This is a genomic window from Pseudomonas sp. NPDC087690, assembly GCF_044743175.1.
Taxonomy (GTDB): Bacteria; Pseudomonadota; Gammaproteobacteria; order Pseudomonadales; family Pseudomonadaceae; genus Aquipseudomonas.
Genome location: NZ_JBIUVX010000002.1, coordinates 508,375 through 525,093 on the forward strand (window position 1 = coordinate 508,375; position 16,719 = coordinate 525,093).

Annotated in this window: 14 protein-coding genes; 6 read left to right on the top strand and 8 right to left on the bottom strand. The window is 60.9% G+C overall.

The annotated features are described in order from the left end of the window. Nucleotides 1–80: 80 nt before the first annotated feature. Nucleotides 81–1,025: a Dyp-type peroxidase gene (locus ACIPIZ_RS06470; RefSeq protein ID WP_122854192.1), complete on the top strand. Its 945-nt coding sequence runs from the start codon at nt 81–83 to the stop codon at nt 1,023–1,025. Between the two features lie 44 nt (nt 1,026–1,069). Here the strand turns inward: ACIPIZ_RS06470 and ACIPIZ_RS06475 are convergent, their stop codons facing one another. Both ACIPIZ_RS06475 and ACIPIZ_RS06480 read right to left on the bottom strand, forming a co-directional pair. Then, the gene (locus ACIPIZ_RS06475) at nt 1,070–2,773 is read right to left on the bottom strand and encodes an amidase (protein WP_150647343.1); all 1,704 of its coding nucleotides are present in this window, start codon (nt 2,771–2,773) and stop codon (nt 1,070–1,072) included. A gap of 127 nt (nt 2,774–2,900) precedes the next feature. Then, the gene (locus ACIPIZ_RS06480; protein WP_401164603.1) at nt 2,901–3,689 is read right to left on the bottom strand and encodes an AraC family transcriptional regulator; all 789 of its coding nucleotides are present in this window, start codon (nt 3,687–3,689) and stop codon (nt 2,901–2,903) included. 84 nt (nt 3,690–3,773) lie between these two features. On the opposite strand from ACIPIZ_RS06480, the gene ACIPIZ_RS06485 reads away from it, so the two are divergent. Continuing rightward, on the top strand, nt 3,774–4,772 hold the full coding sequence (locus ACIPIZ_RS06485; protein ID WP_401164605.1) for a bile acid:sodium symporter family protein: 999 nt from the start codon (nt 3,774–3,776) through the stop codon (nt 4,770–4,772). Nucleotides 4,773–4,879: 107 nt separating this feature from the next. On the opposite strand, the gene ACIPIZ_RS06490 is transcribed toward ACIPIZ_RS06485, so the two are convergent. After that, nucleotides 4,880–5,485 (bottom strand): response regulator transcription factor, encoded by a 606-nt coding sequence (locus ACIPIZ_RS06490; RefSeq protein WP_064393001.1) that lies wholly within the window; start codon nt 5,483–5,485, stop codon nt 4,880–4,882. Between the two features lie 115 nt (nt 5,486–5,600). Here ACIPIZ_RS06490 and ACIPIZ_RS06495 point away from each other — a divergent pair, with 115 nt between their 5' ends. Continuing rightward, entirely contained in the window at nt 5,601–7,223 is a 1,623-nt protein-coding gene (locus ACIPIZ_RS06495) for a hybrid sensor histidine kinase/response regulator (RefSeq protein ID WP_401164607.1), read from the top strand. Between the two features lie 101 nt (nt 7,224–7,324). Here the strand turns inward: ACIPIZ_RS06495 and yecR are convergent, their stop codons facing one another. Next, nucleotides 7,325–7,633 (bottom strand): YecR family lipoprotein, encoded by a 309-nt coding sequence (yecR, locus tag ACIPIZ_RS06500; RefSeq protein WP_007918065.1) that lies wholly within the window; start codon nt 7,631–7,633, stop codon nt 7,325–7,327. 340 nt (nt 7,634–7,973) lie between these two features. Here yecR and ACIPIZ_RS06505 point away from each other — a divergent pair, with 340 nt between their 5' ends. Next, on the top strand, nt 7,974–8,417 hold the full coding sequence (locus ACIPIZ_RS06505) for a hypothetical protein (protein ID WP_401164610.1): 444 nt from the start codon (nt 7,974–7,976) through the stop codon (nt 8,415–8,417). A 571-nt stretch (nt 8,418–8,988) separates the two neighbouring features. Here ACIPIZ_RS06505 and ACIPIZ_RS06510 read toward each other — a convergent pair. Both ACIPIZ_RS06510 and ACIPIZ_RS06515 read right to left on the bottom strand, forming a co-directional pair. Beyond that, complete coding sequence (locus tag ACIPIZ_RS06510) at nt 8,989–10,161, bottom strand: cystathionine gamma-synthase (RefSeq protein ID WP_105705022.1); 1,173 nt, start codon at nt 10,159–10,161, stop codon at nt 8,989–8,991. Further along, complete coding sequence (locus ACIPIZ_RS06515) at nt 10,158–11,534, bottom strand: pyridoxal-phosphate dependent enzyme (RefSeq protein WP_122660907.1); 1,377 nt, start codon at nt 11,532–11,534, stop codon at nt 10,158–10,160. The genes ACIPIZ_RS06510 and ACIPIZ_RS06515 overlap by 4 nt, the downstream gene beginning before the upstream one ends. Before the next feature lie 423 nt (nt 11,535–11,957). On the opposite strand from ACIPIZ_RS06515, the gene metE reads away from it, so the two are divergent. Together metE and ACIPIZ_RS06525 are read left to right on the top strand one after the other, a co-directional pair. Then, on the top strand, nt 11,958–14,246 hold the full coding sequence (metE, locus tag ACIPIZ_RS06520) for a 5-methyltetrahydropteroyltriglutamate--homocysteine S-methyltransferase (RefSeq protein WP_122854406.1): 2,289 nt from the start codon (nt 11,958–11,960) through the stop codon (nt 14,244–14,246). Between the two features lie 217 nt (nt 14,247–14,463). Beyond that, nucleotides 14,464–15,015 (top strand): GNAT family N-acetyltransferase, encoded by a 552-nt coding sequence (locus ACIPIZ_RS06525; protein WP_401164612.1) that lies wholly within the window; start codon nt 14,464–14,466, stop codon nt 15,013–15,015. Here ACIPIZ_RS06525 and ACIPIZ_RS06530 read toward each other — a convergent pair. Both ACIPIZ_RS06530 and ACIPIZ_RS06535 read right to left on the bottom strand, forming a co-directional pair. Next, entirely contained in the window at nt 14,954–15,718 is a 765-nt protein-coding gene (locus tag ACIPIZ_RS06530) for an ABC transporter ATP-binding protein (RefSeq protein WP_150647349.1), read from the bottom strand. The two genes, ACIPIZ_RS06525 and ACIPIZ_RS06530, sit on opposite strands and share 62 nt — an antisense overlap. Further along, complete coding sequence (locus tag ACIPIZ_RS06535) at nt 15,715–16,719, bottom strand: iron ABC transporter permease (RefSeq protein WP_177330988.1); 1,005 nt, start codon at nt 16,717–16,719, stop codon at nt 15,715–15,717. The genes ACIPIZ_RS06530 and ACIPIZ_RS06535 overlap by 4 nt, the downstream gene beginning before the upstream one ends.

Genomic DNA, 16,719 nt, shown 5'->3' on the forward strand with positions numbered 1-16,719 from the left:
TTCGTAAAAAACGAAGTGTCGGGCTACAGCAGTGTCCCCAACCTTTCTCGTCCATCTCTTACAGAGCGGCAATTTCAGCGATGAGCAATGACCCTTTGGAACCTCAAGCCGTCGGCAGTCCGATCACCAGCAGCGCGATTTTCATTGTCGCCACGCTCAATGCAGGCGCCGACGCCGTGCAGACAGTGAAGGACTGGTGCGGTGATGTTGCCGGGCTGGTGCGATCGGTCGGCAAGCGCGTACCGGCGGGCAACCTGACGTGCGTCTGCGGGTTTTCGTCGAATGCCTGGGATCGTTTGTTCGGCAGCCCGCGGCCGGCGTCATTGCACGCGTTCCGTGAGTTCGGCGTAGAAGGGCGGCAGGCACCGGCCACGCCGGGTGACCTGTTGCTGCACATCCGCGCCGATCAAATGGACCTGTGTTTTGAGCTGGCCACCCAGATCATGGCCGTGCTCGGCGATGCGGTGACCGTGGTCGACGAGGTTCAGGGTTTCCGCTATTTCGACATGCGCAGCATCATCGGTTTTGTCGACGGCACGGAGAATCCGGTCGGGCGCAAAGCGTTGAATTTCACCATCGTCGGCGATGAGGATGCGGACTTCAGCGGCGGCAGTTACGTGCTGGTGCAGAAATATCTGCACAACATGACGGCGTGGAACGGCTTGAGTGTCGAGGCCCAGGAGCGAGTGATCGGTCGCACGAAACTGTCGGATATCGAATTGGGGGAAGACGTCAAACCGAGCAATTCCCACAGTGCGCTGACCACGATCACTAACGCTGCGGGCGAGGAAGTGAAGATCCTGCGCGACAACATGCCATTCGGTCGGCCAGGAGCGGGCGAGTTCGGCACGTTCTTCATCGGTTATGCGCGTTCGCCCGAACCGATGGAGCAGATGCTGGAAAACATGTTCGTCGGCAAACCGCCGGGCAATTACGACAAGTTGCTGGATTTCAGCACCGCCGTCACCGGTGGCCTGTATTTCGTGCCGTCGGCCGATTTGCTTGAAGCGTTAGCGGATTCATAACTGCAAACGGGGTCGGGACTGAACAGTCCCGACCCCGTTTTGTTTCAGGACAGCGGCGGCGTGCGCGGTGGCACCAGACGTTTGGAGCCCGTCGATTCAAACGCCGAGGCCAGACGCAGCAGCGTCGAGTCGTCGTAGGCGCGACCGGCAAAGGTCAAACCGGCCGGCATGCCGATGTCGGCCATGACGCCCATTGGCACCGTTACCGTTGGCACGCCAAGGTGGCGAATCGCGAGGTTGCCGTTGGCGACCCAGACCCCGTTGCTCCAGGCGATGTCCGCTGATTGCGGATTGACATCGGCATCCGCCGGGCCGACGTCGGCCACCGTCGGGAACAGCACCGCGTCGAGTTTCAGCGCATCCATCCAGTCTTCAAGATCGAGCTTGCGGGTCTTTTCCAGACCGCGCAGACCGTCCGGCAACGTTGAAATCTGATCCCACGGTGTGATGCCACGCTCGGCCATGCGCACGTATTCGTCCATGCCGGCCGCCAGATCGCCTTCGCGGTTAGGCAGAGTGCCCGGGTCGTGGGGGAAGATTTTCGGCCCATCGACATCGACCAGACGATTGAGCTTCGGGTCGCCGTTGGCGCGCAGGAAGTCGTCAAAAGCCCAAGCCGACAGATCCCACAGTTCGTGGTGCAAAAACTCTTTGGAGACGATGCCGCGATTGAACACGGTCGGCGCGCCCGGGCGGTCGCCTTCGCAGTTGGACACCAGCGGAAAATCGACTTCGATGACTTCGGCACCGGCCGCTTCCAGCGCGGCGCGCGCCTGTTTCCACAGGTCGATCATCGACTCGCGGGTGTTGATGCGTTGCCCGGTCGGGCCGCCAATGCCGGGTTCTGCGCTGGTGCCGGCCTCAGGGTCGGCGTTGATGTACATCTTCGGCACGCCCAGACGTTTGCCCGCCAGTGCGTCGGCCTTAACCGCCAGTTCGGCATAGGCAGCAGGGCGCACGGACATCACGCTCGGGATCGGCACCCACGGTTGCAGGCGCCAAAGATCACCACGGCTGTCGGTGTCTTCGGCGACCACGACGTCGAGCACTTCGAGCAAGTCGGCCATGGTGCGCGCGTACGGCACGACGACGTCCATGGTTGGGGTCAGCGGCCAGTTGCCGCGCACCGAAATCACCCCGCGCGACGGCGTGTAGGCGCACAAACCGTTGTTCGACGCCGGGCCGCGCCCGCTCGACCAGGTTTCTTCAGCCAGACCGAACGCGGCGAAACTGGCCGCTGTCGCGGTGCCGGCACCGTTGGACGAGCCGGAGGCGAATGGCGCCGTCAGGTAATCAGCGTTATACGGACTTTCGGCGCGGCCATAGACACCGCGCTGCATGCCGCCATTGGCCATCGGCGGCATGTTGGTCTTGCCCAGGCAGATCGCTCCGGCCGCGCGCAGACGTTCGATGGTGAACGCATCGCGATGGGCGACAAGATCGACAAATGCCGGGCTTCCGGACGCTGCCGTCAGGCCTTTGACCAAGTAGCTGTCCTTGGCGGTGTACGGAATGCCGTCGAGCGGGCCGAGGGTTTCGCCCTTGGCGCGGCGCTCGTCGGCAGCCTGCGCTTCTTGCAGCGCATCGGGGTTGCGCACCACCACGGCGTTGAGCGCGGTGGCGGTGTCAGCACCGTCGTAGGCATCGATTCGCGCCAGATAAGCCTGCACCAACTCGACCGAAGTGGTCTGGCCGGAGACCAGCGCAGCGCGCAATTGGGCAATGGAAACTTCAGTGACTTCGATCATGTCATTACCGCCGTCAGGTTCTCAAAAAGGTTTTTTATTGTGGAACGTGCGAAAGATTTTCGATGGGTGTAACTCTACCCTGAACGTTGAGCAAAGGCATGTGCAAGTTCGATAATTATCGGGTTATTCAGCGGAAAAACTCCCCCGGCGTCTCTCCAAACTGCTGACGGAAGGCTGAAATGAATGCCGAAGTCGAGTCATATCCGCACGCCAACGCCACATCCGTGACGCGCTCGCCACGCTCCAAGGGTGTCAGCGCACCGAGCAGGCGCAAGCGTTGACGCCAGGCACGAAAGGTCAGGCCGGTGTCGCGCAGAAACAGACGGGTGAGGGTTTTCTCGGTGACGCCGAATTTTTCGCTCCAGTGGCTGAGCGTGGTCTGCTGTTCCGGATGTTGCTCCAGGCTCTGATAGATCTGCTTCAGGCGGGCGTCTTGTGGCAGCGGCAGCATCAGGTCGATCTGCGGTGCTTCGGCCAACTGGTCGAGGATCACCTGCGCGAGTCGCCCGTGCGCACCGCTCTGGTCATATTCCACCGGCACCTGACTGAAGGCGCGGATCAGCTCCCTGAGCAAATCGCTGACGCCCAGCACATGGCAACGCTCGATCGCCCAACCGGCGACGCTGCAATCGATGTACAGGCTGCGCATCTCGGTGTGCGGCGAACTGAACACCCGATGCGGCACACCGGCGGGAATCCACACTGCGCGCTCGGGTGGCGCGACGAAGCGCCCGGCGCTGGTCTGCACTTCGAGTACGCCCTGGATCGCATAGGACAATTGCACCCACGGGTGACTGTGGCGGCGGGTCAGCGCACGATTTGGCAGCGATTCGGTGCGTCCGTACAGCGGACGCGGCAAGCCGGGAAGTCCGGGAATACTGCGTCTGACGCTTTTGTCGTGTCCTTTTGGCGGCATCTGGAGGATCTTCGGCGTTAGTCGGTAATTTGCAGTCACGTTAGAGTCGCTGTCACGTACTGGCAACCCCCGGATGAGTAAACCATGACGCGCCCACGATTCCTCCCCGACAACTTCACCCTGACATTGATCGCCGTCGTGCTGCTCGCCAGTTTCCTGCCGGCCAGCGGTCAGGTCGCGGTCTGCTTCGGCTGGCTGACCAACATCGCCATCGCGCTGCTTTTTTTCCTGCACGGCGCCAAGCTGTCCCGCGAATCGATAATCGCCGGCGCCGGTCACTGGCGACTGCATTTGCTGGTGTTCGGCCTGACCTTCGTGCTGTTCCCGATTCTGGGTCTGGCGCTCAAGCCGCTGCTGTCGCCGTTGATCGGCGACAAGCTATACATGGGCATGCTTTACCTCTGCGCATTGCCGGCCACGGTACAATCGGCGATTGCCTTCACTTCGTTGGCGCGAGGCAACATTCCGGCAGCAATTTGCAGCGCGGCGGCCTCGAGCCTGTTCGGGATTTTCCTCACGCCGTTGCTGGTGACACTGCTGCTTGATGTACACGGTGACGGTGGTTCGACGCTGGATGCGATCCTGAAGATCAGCGTGCAATTGCTCCTGCCATTCATTGCCGGGCAGATCGCCCGCCGCTGGATCGGCGCGTGGGTCGGGCGCAACAAGAACTGGCTGAAGTTCGTCGACCAGGGTTCGATTCTGCTGGTGGTGTACGGTGCGTTCAGCGAGGCGGTCAACGAAGGTATCTGGCATCAGATTCCGCTGGTCGAGTTGTTGGGGCTGGTGGTGGTCTGCTGCATTCTTTTGGCGCTGGTGCTGCTGGCGTCGACGATGCTCGGCAAGGCGTTCGGCTTCAGCCAGGAAGACCGCATCACCATTCTGTTCTGCGGCTCGAAAAAGAGCCTGGCCACCGGTGTGCCGATGGCGCAGGTGTTGTTTGCCGGCAGCACCATCGGCGTGCTGATCCTGCCGCTGATGCTGTTCCATCAGATTCAGTTGATGGTCTGTGCGGTGCTGGCGCAGCGCTACGCCAAGCGCCCGGAATCGGTGCCCGAGCTGATGGCGCAAGTCGACCCATAACACACCGCCCCGTGTAGGAGCTGCCGAAGGCTGCGATCTATTGATCTCGTCTTTTAAAAAACAAAGTCAAAAGATCGTCCGAACGCGGCCCGAGCCTTCGGCAGCTCCTACAAAGTGCCCGTGTATTTCACCGCCGCTGCGGCCCGTGAGGGCACGTTCAGCGTGCGCAGCAAGGAAGACACATGAATGCGCACCGTGAACGGTGAGATATCCAGTTCGCGGGCGATTTCCTTGTTGGTCTTGCCTTGGGCAATCAAGCGCAACACGTCCTGTTGACGAGGCGTGAGAGCGGCGCCGGTTTCCAGCGGCAGCAGGCCCGACGGCGCAAATTTCACCAGTACTTCACCTTCACGAATCGCCAGAATCGCTTGGCCGATTTCATCGGGGGCAATGTTCTTGCCGATGAAACCGTCGATCCCGACGGCCATGACTTCGCTGATCAACGACTCATCATCGACCATCGACACCACGATCAACGTGGTGCGCGGCAGGCGCCGACGCAGTTCGCCGAGCTGGCTGACACAGGTGAGGCCGGGGAAACGCAGGTCGAGAATCAAGGTGTCCGGCTCATCTCCCAGAGGCAGCAGCGCCAGCACCGCGTCGAGATCACCGGCTTCGTCGATAACGGCTGCGGGCAGCAAACGCTGCACCGTGCGCAGCATCGCCTCGCGAAACAACGGGTGATCGTCGGCTATGATAATTCGGCATGTCATGGCGTGACCCTCCCTGGGTCAGGCGTTGCTCAAGGCCTGCACATTAGCACCGAGCGCAAGGGGTGCCTGTAGGTTCCTGCTGATTCTGACGATTGCCGCACAAGGACGTTTAACCATGAAGTTCGAGAAAAACACCGAACTCGACCAGGCCAACCTGCGCATCATCATCGCCGGTATCGCCGTTGTTTATATGCTGATACTGGGTTTTTTGCCGGGCCAGCGCTTCGATACTTATCTGCCGGTGGTCACCTACATCACTGTATTTCTGCTGGCCTCGATCGGCTTGCGTCAGGCGATTGCGCGCTGGCCGGGGCATTATCCGGCGCGACGGATTTTCGCCATGGTCCACGATTACACCGGCACCTGCTTTGGTCTGGTGGTCGGTGGCGAGGCGGCATTGCCGCTGTATGCGGTGATCATCTGGGTCAACCTCGGCAATGGCATGCGCTATGGCTCGCGCTATCTGGCGATTGCCACGGCATTGGCCTTGCTGGCATTGCTGTGTGTTTATCGCCTGACCCCGGTATGGCAGGCGCAGCCGTTCATGGTGTTGATGCTGATGATCACCAGCACGGTGATCCCGTTCTATGCGCATCTGCTGCTGGAGCGCACACGTAAAGCCTCCGAAGAAGCCGTCGCGGCGAATCTGGAAAAATCGCGGTTTCTCGCCCAGGCCAGTCATGATCTGCGCCAGCCGATTCATTCCATCGGTCTGTTTACCGCGTGTCTGCGTGAGTCGCGATTGGGTGAGGAGGAGCGGCGTCTGGTCGACAATATTGACCGTTCGCTGCTCAACGTCTCGCAGTTGTTTCGTTCGATCCTTGACCTGTACACCCTCGATAACGGTCGGGTGCTGCCAAAACTGCAGGCTTTCAATTTAGGGCAATGGTTGGCGGAGCTGATTCGCCAGAACGCCGAAGCGGCGCGTTGGGCCGGAGTGGAGTTGCGTTTGCGCCCCTGTGAGTATTGGGTGCAAACCGATCCGGCGTTGCTGGCGACCATGGTGCAGAACGTGCTTTCCAACTGTTTCAAATATGGCGCGCATCGGCCGGTGCTGATCGGCGTGCGCCGGCGCGGAGCGGGGCTGGCCATCGTGATTTATGACCGCGGCAACGGTATCGCCGAAGAACATCTGGCCAAGGTGTTCGAAGAGTTTTATCGGGTGCGCCAAGTGCGCGACAAAGACGTCGAAGGCGTGGGGTTGGGGCTGTCGATCGTCAAGCGATTGGGTGAGTTGATCGGTGTGAACGTTGCCCTGCGCTCGCGGCTCGGGCGGGGAACGGCGGTGACTTTGTACGGCTTGCCAATCACTGTGCCGCCGCGGGTAACGGTCAATCGTGATGAAGCACGTCAGGTCGGTCTGCTGACCGGGTTGAAGGTGTGTCTGGTGGAGGATGATCGTAACGTGCTACTGGCGACTTCAGCGTTGCTGGAGCGTTGGGGCTGTGTGGTTCAGGCCGAGTTGACGGCTCAGGATCTGGTCACCGACTGCGACATCATCGTCGCCGACTATGACCTCGGCACTCATGCCACCGGCATCGAATGTATCGACGGCGTACGCAGGCGGAGGGGCTGGGCAGTACCGGCGATGATCATCACCGGGCACGACGTCGAGAAAATCCAGGCGGCCCTGCACGACCGCGACATCGCCATCCTGTCCAAACCGGTGCGCCCGGCCGAACTGCGCGCGACCCTACGAGCCCTGCGCGATCGCCGACCGCAAATCCAACCCCTGTAGGAGCTACGGCACGCTGCGATCTTTTGATCTTCATTTTCAGGATCAGGATCAAAAGATCGCAGCCTCGTTGCACTCGACAGCTCCTACAAGTTAATGCGTGCTCAGCGTTTGCACAGGTAATCCTGGGTGATGGTGGTCTGCAGGCAGTTGTATTGCCCCATGGTGCGGCAGATGTTTTTCTCCGAGCCGGTGACCTCGGCATTTTTGTAGCCCCAGGTCTTGCAGCGTTGCGCGGCGACGGTCAGGCCTTGTTCGGCGCTGGTCTGGCCGCTTTCGAACTGGCCCAGCTCATAGGAAACCTGGACGACGCCATCGTTTTTGCTGCCGCCGGTGGCTTCCCATTGTTTCGGCGTGGCGCAGCCAGTGAGGAACAGGGCGCTGAGGGTGAGTGTTGCGATCAGGGTTTTCATGGTGTTTCTTCCTTGGTGTTGTTCTGATTTCCAGGCACAACGATCCCGCACGCTGCACACAGGCAACGTTGGGGAACATCGGGGGTTGCGGGGGAATATAACGCCAGGCGACAGGGCGGTCGATTAGCACAAATGTGCTAGTGCGGAGCGCAACAGACGGCTCGCTGGAGCCGCCCGTTGGGCCGCGGGAAGATTACTGGGGACTGTTGAACTGGTCGGAATAGCTGCCCGTCATCAACGCGGAGGCGACGCGATCAGAGCCAACGCCGACACGAGAATAGGCAAACCGGTTGACGCCGGTACGATCGGCGCCATCTGAAGCAAGAGCGCCAGCACCGACATGATCGGCACCGTCGGAAGCGACCGCCCCGGCCCCGACATGATCGGCGCCATCGGAAGCCACTGCACCGGCCCCGACATGATCGGCACCATCGGAAGCCACTGCACCGGCCCCGACATGATCGGCACCGTCGGAAGCTACTGCACCGGCCCCGACATGATCGGCACCATCGGAAGCCACTGCACCGGCCCCGACATGATCGGCCCCGTCGGAAGCGACCGCCCCGGCCCCGACATGATCAGCACCGTCGGAAGCCACTGCACCGGCCCCGACATGATCGGCGCCATCGGAAGCTACTGCCCCCGCACCAACATGGTCGGAACCGTCAGAGGCTACGGCAGGAGCGCCAACATGATCCGCACCATCCGAAGCCACTGCCTGCGGCTGTCCCGCCCAGGCACCGGGCATCACTACAGCGGCCGTGACAGCAATAACCACGCCTGACAAAAACCTGTATTTCATGATTTTCTCCACGTCCCGGCAGCCGCTCGGCGAAAACGCTTCGTGCGCCGCACAGGCGCTTGCGCGTCGACTCATCGGCTCGGGTCAGTCTGGTTGGCGGAAGGCACGGGCGCACCGTCAGGCGCACGGGTGTCGACGTAATCAGTATCGAACTGATCCAGTATAGATCGCCGTCTGGACGCGGTAGGGCGGGGGGATCGACGGGCGTTAGGCGTTTCTTTTCCTTCACCCGACGGGCAAAGTTGAATTCAGTCTAAAAACAGAGAAACAAGCCGGCGAGCCTTTGCTAGGCTCAAAGATGTAGGCGAAGACGCAGACTGATGCGCAATCGGATAGCAAGGGGGCGTGGGGCGCGCTCCGAAAGGTACACGGTTAGAAAGATCTCCGCGCTGAGATCCAGCCCTTATGCCGTGTGAAGCAGCCGAGGCCGTACCTTTTCAATTTGGCCCGGTACTGTGGGAAGCCCGATAAACCTTGTAAGCCAGAGACCAGCACTGGCCGCCTACTCGAACACCAAAGCCCGCGTCGTGCGGGCTTTGTCGTTCCTGCAAGGTCAGATCGATTGCAGCGCCTGCGCCAGATCGGCGCGCAGGTCTTCGACGTCTTCAACGCCCACCGACAGACGCACCAGACCATCGCCAATTCCCAGTTTCGCCCGGGTATCAGCCGGAATGGTCGCATGGGTCATGATTGCCGGATGCTCGATCAGGCTTTCCACGCCGCCGAGGCTTTCCGCCAGGGCAAAGATCTTCACGTTCTCGAGGAAGCGCCGCGCGCCAGCCAGATCACTGTTCAGATCCACGGAAATCATCCCGCCGAAACCGCGCATCTGGCGCTTGGCCAACTCATGCTGTGGATGCGAGGCCAGCCCCGGATAGTAGACGCGTTTGACCTGCGGCTGCTGCTCCAGCCACTGCGCCAGTTCCAGTGCGTTGCTGCAATGACGCTCCATGCGCAACGCCAGGGTTTTCACCCCGCGCAAGGTCAGGAACGCATCGAACGGCCCGGTAATCGCACCGACCGCGTTCTGCAAGAAGCCCAGCTTCTCGGCCAGTTCTTGGTTCTGGCCGACCACGGCGATACCACCGATCACATCGGAGTGGCCGTTCAAATACTTGGTGGTCGAGTGCAGCACGATGTCGAAACCCAACTCCAGCGGCCGCTGGATATACGGGCTGGCAAAGGTGTTGTCGGCCACGCTGATGATCCCGCGTGCACGGCAGATACGGGCGATAGCGGCGAGGTCCGACAGGCTCAGCAGTGGGTTGGTCGGTGACTCGACAATCACCAGGCGTGTGTCGTCCTGCAGCGCCGCTTCGAACGCCGCCAGGTCAGTCAGATCGACGTAGCTGAAACGGTGTCCGGCACTGCGCTGACGGACCTTGTCGAACAGGCGGAACGTACCGCCGTACAAGTCATTGCCGGAGATGACGTGCGAACCGGCATCGATCAGTTCGAGCACCGTGGAAATCGTTGCCAGCCCGGAAGCAAAGGCAAACGCCTGGGTGCCGCCTTCCAGGTCCGCCACGCAGCGTTCCAAGGCAAAACGCGTCGGGTTGTGCGAGCGGCCGTAATCGAAACCCTTGTGCACGCCGGGGCTGTCTTGCAGGTAGGTGGAGTTGGCGTAGATCGGCGGCATCAGCGCGCCGGTGGTCGGATCCGGCGCCTGCCCGGCATGGATCACCCGGGTCGCGAAGCCTTGGGATTTATCGTCGTGCTGACTCATGCGAGGGATCTCCGTAATTGGTTGAGCATGTCGGTGCGGGTGATCAGGCCATGGAAGCCTGATGTATCGGCAATGATGGCGACGAGGCCACGGCTGAGCACCGATTCCAGTTCAGCGAGGCTGGCGCCGGGCGCGAGGGTCTGCAGCTTGTCGGTCATCACGCTGGACACCGATTGGCTGAAGCGGGCCGCATCTTCGTGCACCGGCAACAGGATGTCGGATTCGTCAATCACGCCGACCAGTTGCTTGCCTTCAACCAGCACCGGCAATTGCGAAACATCCGCCAGACGCATGCGCTGGAACGCGGTCAGCAGGGTGTCGTCGGGGCCGACGCTGATCACGCGGCCGTCCTCGAAACGCCGGGCGATCAGGTCGCGCAAATCGCCGTAGCCCTTGCGCTGCAGCAGGCCTTGATCGGTCATCCACTGATCGTTGTAGACCTTCGACAGATAGCGCGTGCCGGTGTCGCAGACAAAACTCACCACACGTTTCGGCTCGGTCTGTTCGCGGCAATAACGCAACGCCGCAGCGAGCAGGGTGCCGGTCGACGAGCCACCGAGAATGCCTTCAGCCTTGAGCAACTGGCGGGCGTGATCGAAGCTTTCCTCATCGCTGATGGAGTAGGCGTGGCGCACGCTGGAGAGGTCAGTGATCGACGGAATGAAATCTTCACCGATGCCTTCCACCGCCCATGAGCCGGGCGTCGGCAGGGAGCCGTCGCGACTGTATTGCGCCATCACCGAACCGACCGGGTCGGCCAGGACCATTTCCAGATCCGGTTGCACACGTTTGAAGAAACGGCTCAGGCCCGTCAGCGTGCCCGCCGAACCGACACCGACGACGATGGCGTCCAGATCATGTTCGGTCTGCGCCCAGATCTCCGGCGCGGTGCTGCACTCGTGGGCCAGCGGGTTGGCCGGGTTGTTGAACTGGTCGGCGAAGAATGCGCCGGGAATGTCTTTCGCCAAACGGGCGGCGACGTCCTGGTAATACTCGGGATGACCCTTGCCGACGTCGGAGCGGGTGATGTGTACTTCGGCGCCCATGGCCTTCAAGTGCAGGACTTTCTCGGTAGACATTTTGTCCGGTACCACCAGCACCACGCGGTAGCCTTTGGCGCGGCCAACCAGTGCCAGGCCCAGGCCGGTGTTGCCGGCGGTGGCTTCGACAATCGTGCCGCCGGGTTGCAGGCGACCATCGCGCTCAGCGGCGTCGATCATGGCCAGACCGATGCGGTCCTTGATCGAACCACCGGGGTTCTGCGACTCGAGTTTGAGAAACAGCGTGCAAGGCCCGGTGTCGAAGCGGGTGACTTGAACCAGTGGAGTATTGCCGATCAGCCCAAGTACGGCAGGGCGTGATTCCTTTGACATTTCTTCACCTCTTTGTGGTGTTGATCGCGTTCCGTTCGCGGGGAAAAGACTCGCGTGCAACATAGGCTCAGACATCGGCTGTCGCAACCTTTAGTCGGTCGCCAATTCAGCCATTTCGATCTAACGATAGATCGAAATCAAAGACCTGCCGGGGTACTTTCGGGTGCGTTTATACGGAGGCGTCATCGAGTTTTCAAAGGGCGTCTTCATGGCGACGAACAGCTTGAATTGCCGAGAAATTTCCTGCTGCAAAAACTGTTCAGCCGTCGGGCGCTCGCTCAGCTCTGGAGTGCTTTCAGGCGTCTGGCTGTGATCATTTGATCATGAGGGAAACTTGTGTTGATCAAGATTAAATTGAGTTTGTCTCACTAACGACCGATGCCGACAATGGCCACCATCAACAAGACATTGGAGTTGTTTGTTATGGCACTGGCCCATTCCCTTGGATTTCCGCGCATCGGTCGCGACCGCGAACTGAAGAAAGCGCAAGAGGCGTTCTGGAAAGGAGAACTGAACGAGGCCGGCCTGCGTGAAGTGGGTCGCGAACTGCGCAAGGCCCATTGGGACTTGCAGAAAAACGCCGGCATCGAGTTGCTGCCGGTTGGTGATTTCGCCTGGTACGACCAGGTGCTGACCCACTCGCTGATGTTCGGTGTGATCCCTGAGCGCTTCCGTCCGCACGACGGCAAAACCAACCTGCACACCCTGTTCGGCATGGCCCGAGGCGTCAGCGACAGTTGCTGCGGCGGGGCACACGCTCAGGAAATGACCAAGTGGTTCGACACCAACTATCACTACCTGGTCCCTGAATTCAGCGCGGATCAACAGTTTCAGTTGGGTTGGGATCAACTCTTTGAAGAAGTCGAAGAAGCTCGCGCACTGGGTCACAATGTCAAACCGGTGATCATCGGCCCGCTGACTTATTTGTGGCTGGGCAAGGCCAAGGGCGCCGAGTTCGACAAGCTGGAACTGCTTGATCGCCTGCTGCCGCTGTACGGGCAGATTTTCGCGCGTCTCGCCGCTCAAGGCGTGGAGTGGGTGCAGATCGACGAGCCGATTCTGGTGCTCGATCTGCCGCAAGAATGGAAGAACGCTTTCGAGCGTGCCTACAACCAGATCCAGCGCGATCCGCTGAAGAAGCTGCTGGCGACTTACTTCGGTGGCCTGGAAGAAAACCTTGGCCTGGCCGCCAACCTGCCGGTCGACGGTTTGCACATTGATCTGGTGCGCGCACCGGAGCAATACCCGACCATTCTTGATCGCTTGCCGGCTTATAAAGTGTTGTCCCTGGGCGTGGTCAATGGCCGTAACGTCTGGCGCTGCGATCTGGAAAGTGCCTTGGCGACTTTGCAGCACGCACATGAGCGTCTCGGTGATCGCCTGTGGGTTGCGCCGTCCTGTTCGCTATTGCACAGCCCGGTGGATCTCGGTCGTGAGGACAAACTCGATGCCGAGCTGAAAAGCTGGCTGGCCTTTGCCGTACAGAAGTGCGAAGAAGTGGCTGTGCTGGCTCAGGCTGTCAACCAGCCCGAAGCGCCGCAAGTCCTGCGTGCACTGACCGAGAGCCGTTCGGTGCAGGCCGCCCGCGCGGCGTCGCCACGTATTCACAAGCCTGCCGTTCAGGCTCGGGTGGCGGCAATCACCGCCAAGGACAGCCAGCGTCAATCACTGTTTGCCAAGCGCATTGCCAAGCAGCGCGCTGGCCTGGATCTGCCGCTGTTCCCGACCACGACCATCGGTTCGTTCCCGCAAACTGCATCGATCCGCCTCGCGCGCCAATCGTTCAAGCAAGGCAAACTGACCCTGGCCGAATATACCGAAGCCATGCACAGCGAAATTCGCCATGCGGTGGAAATCCAGGAGCGTTTGGGCCTCGATGTGCTGGTGCACGGTGAAGCCGAACGCAACGATATGGTCGAATACTTCGCCGAGCAACTCGACGGCTACGTGTTCACCCGTTTCGGCTGGGTACAAAGTTACGGTTCGCGCTGCGTGAAACCGGCGGTGATTTTCGGCGACCTCAGTCGTCCGAAAGCCATGACGGTCGAGTGGATCCGCTACGCCCAGGGCCTGACTGACAAGGTCATGAAAGGCATGCTGACCGGCCCGGTGACCATGCTGATGTGGTCGTTCCCGCGTGAAGACGTCAGCCGTGAGGTACAGGCTCGGCAACTGGCGCTGGCAATCCGTGACGAAGTGATCGATCTGGAAGCCGCCGGCATCAAGATCGTGCAGATCGACGAAGCAGCATTCCGTGAAGGCCTGCCGTTGCGTCAGGCGCAGTGGCAGCATTATCTGGACTGGGCGACCGAAGTGTTCCGTCTGTGCGCCTCTGGTGTGCGTGACGAAACCCAGATCCATACGCACATGTGCTACAGCGAATTCAACGATGTGATCGAATCGATTGCGGCGATGGATGCCGACGTGATCACCATCGAAACCTCGCGTTCGGACATGGAACTGCTGGATGCCTTCGAAGCTTTCGCTTACCCGAACGAAATTGGCCCGGGCGTCTATGACATCCACTCACCACGCATTCCGGACGCTTCGGAAATGGCCAACCTGTTGCGCAAGGCCGCCAAGCGCATTCCTGCCGAGCGGCTGTGGGTCAACCCGGATTGCGGTTTGAAAACCCGTGGCTGGCCGGAGACCGAAGCGGCGCTGGTGCACATGGTCACCGCCGCCCGCCAGCTGCGCAAAGAGCTGGCGTAACACCTGAATCACCTGAATGCACACAACCCCTTGTAGGAGTGAGCCTGCTCGCGATAGCGGTGTGTCAGTCAAATCATCGGTGACTGACACACCGCTATCGCGAGCAGGCTCACTCCTACAGGGGGTGTGTATGTATTCTCAGAAACGGGAATTCTCATGGCATCGCCGGGAGGCTGTTGCTACTGTGCCCAGCCGCAGTCCAGGTGTTTGCCGCTACATGAGTGATCAACCCGTTATCCAGGCTGTTTCCGACGCCGACATTCCTGAAGTTCTTGATTTTGTACTAAAGGCCCGTGCCGAGCTTTTCCCCAAGCTCAGCGCGACCGGCATGCCTGATGATCTGGCGCGTTTTGCCGAGGTTTATCTGCGTGGGGCAGGGCGCTTTCTGATCGCTCGCCACGAAGGGCAGATCGTTGCCTCCATCGGCTATCTCGCCTATGACCGGCGCTTCCCGCACTTGCTCTATCCGGACGTTAAAGTGGTGGAAATCGTCCGTCTGTTTGTCTTGCCATCGCAGCGCCGCTCAGGGCTGGCCGGCGCGCTGTATCGATCACTCAAGGAACTGGCACTCGCCGACGGAGTTGAGGTGATCTACCTGCACACCCATCCGTTTCTGCCGGGGGCCATCGCGTTTTGGCAACGGCAGGGTTTCGAGATTATTGACGTCGACGCTGACCCGGTCTGGCAGACCACGCACATGCACGCCGTCATGAGTGGAATCGAAGAATCTGCGCCCCATCAAACGGGTCCGTCAAATAGTGCGCCCTGACCCCGAACGTCTCCTGTAAGCGCTGCGGTGTCAGCACCGTCAAGGGTTCGCCCAACGCCACCAGTCGCCCGCGCTCCAGCACCGCCAGACGATCGCATTTCAACGCCTGATTAAGATCGTGCAGAGCGATCAGCGTGGTCACCGGCAACGCTTGCACCACGTTGAGAATGGTCAGTTGATGCTGAATGTCGAGGTGGTTGGCCGGCTCGTCCAGCAACAGGATTTGCGGTCGCTGCGCCAGTGCCCGAGCGATGTGTACCCGTTGTCGCTCGCCGCCGGACAGACTGCGCCAGAGACGGGTGCGCAGGTGCATCGCGTCAACGTCAGTCAACGCCTGCTCAACGATGGCGTCGTCCACCTGCGACCACGGTTGCAGCGCCGACAACCAAGGGGTGCGTCCCAGCGCCACCGCATCGAAGACGCGGATGCCGTCATCGGTGTCGGCCTGTTGTTCGACCACCGCAAGCTTTTGCGCAATGCTGCGCCGGGCCATTATGCCCAGGCGCTGACCTTCGAGCAGGACCTCGCCAGCGCTCGGTTCACGTAGCCCGGCCAGCAACTTCAACAGGGTGGATTTGCCCGAGCCATTCGGTCCGACGATGCCCAGGGTTTCGCCGCGCTGAACCTCAAGGCTGACACCGTTGAGCAACTCGGCGCCGCGTACCTTGAAGGTCAACCCGGCGCAACTCAGAACACTGCTCATCGCGCCGATCTCCGACCCACCAGAATCAGGGCAAACACCGGCGCCCCGACCAGTGCGGTAATCACCCCGACGGGAATCACCTGACCCTTGATCAAGGTGCGTGACAACACGTCAGCGGCAATCAGAAACACCGCGCCACCCAACGCACTGGCCGGCAACAGCCGAGCATGCCCGGTGCCGAGCAACAGCCGCGCGGCGTGGGGAATTACCAACCCGACAAAACCGATCGAACCGACAATCGACACCATCACCGCCGTCACCAGCGCCGCACAACCAATCAGCAAAATCTGTACGCGCCGCACCGGTATTCCCAGGGACGCAGCGGAATCGGCGCCAAAGGTAAACGCATCCAGCGCCCGCCGATGCCACAGACACACGACCAATCCCGCCACGGCCACCGGCACTGCCAGCCACACCGATGGCCAGCGCACCCCGCCAAGATTACCCAGCAGCCAGAACATGATGCCGCGCGCCTGTTCGGAACTGGCCGAGCGGGTAATCAGAAACGCCGTCAGCGCATTGAACAGCTGCGAGCCGGCGATCCCTGCGAGAATGATCTGCCCGGTGCCACTGGCCGAGCCGCTGACCCGCGCCAGCACAATTACCAGCACGAACGCCGTGACTGCACCGGCGAAGGCACCGACTGACAAGGAGATGATACCGGCGCCAACACCGAGTAACGCCACCATCACCGCACCGGTCGAAGCGCCGGCAGAAATCCCCAGCAGATAGGGATCGGCCAGCGGGTTGCGCAACAGCGACTGCAAAATCACCCCGCACGTCGCCAGTCCGGCACCGCATGCGGCCGCGACCAGTGCGCGGGTCAGGCGATAGTTCCAGACGATGCCTTCGTCGATAGGATCCAGCGCGTACCCGGCGCCCCACAATTTGTTCGCCAGCACTTGCACGACCACGCCCGGTTCAATCGAGGTTTCACCGATGGCCACGCCAGCGACCACTGCCATCAACAGTGTCGCCAGGGCCAGCAGCGTGCGGATCAG

Coding starts and splice junctions, on each gene's coding strand:
- ACIPIZ_RS06470 (WP_122854192.1), top strand. CDS start 81: ATGAGCAATGACCCTTTGGAACCTCAAGCCGTCGGCAGTCCGATCACC.
- ACIPIZ_RS06475 (WP_150647343.1), bottom strand. CDS start 2,773: ATGATCGAAGTCACTGAAGTTTCCATTGCCCAATTGCGCGCTGCGCTG.
- ACIPIZ_RS06480 (WP_401164603.1), bottom strand. CDS start 3,689: ATGCCGCCAAAAGGACACGACAAAAGCGTCAGACGCAGTATTCCCGGA.
- ACIPIZ_RS06485 (WP_401164605.1), top strand. CDS start 3,774: ATGACGCGCCCACGATTCCTCCCCGACAACTTCACCCTGACATTGATC.
- ACIPIZ_RS06490 (WP_064393001.1), bottom strand. CDS start 5,485: ATGACATGCCGAATTATCATAGCCGACGATCACCCGTTGTTTCGCGAG.
- ACIPIZ_RS06495 (WP_401164607.1), top strand. CDS start 5,601: ATGAAGTTCGAGAAAAACACCGAACTCGACCAGGCCAACCTGCGCATC.
- yecR (WP_007918065.1), bottom strand. CDS start 7,633: ATGAAAACCCTGATCGCAACACTCACCCTCAGCGCCCTGTTCCTCACT.
- ACIPIZ_RS06505 (WP_401164610.1), top strand. CDS start 7,974: ATGATCGGCACCGTCGGAAGCGACCGCCCCGGCCCCGACATGATCGGC.
- ACIPIZ_RS06510 (WP_105705022.1), bottom strand. CDS start 10,161: ATGAGTCAGCACGACGATAAATCCCAAGGCTTCGCGACCCGGGTGATC.
- ACIPIZ_RS06515 (WP_122660907.1), bottom strand. CDS start 11,534: ATGTCAAAGGAATCACGCCCTGCCGTACTTGGGCTGATCGGCAATACT.
- metE (WP_122854406.1), top strand. CDS start 11,958: ATGGCACTGGCCCATTCCCTTGGATTTCCGCGCATCGGTCGCGACCGC.
- ACIPIZ_RS06525 (WP_401164612.1), top strand. CDS start 14,464: ATGAGTGATCAACCCGTTATCCAGGCTGTTTCCGACGCCGACATTCCT.
- ACIPIZ_RS06530 (WP_150647349.1), bottom strand. CDS start 15,718: ATGAGCAGTGTTCTGAGTTGCGCCGGGTTGACCTTCAAGGTACGCGGC.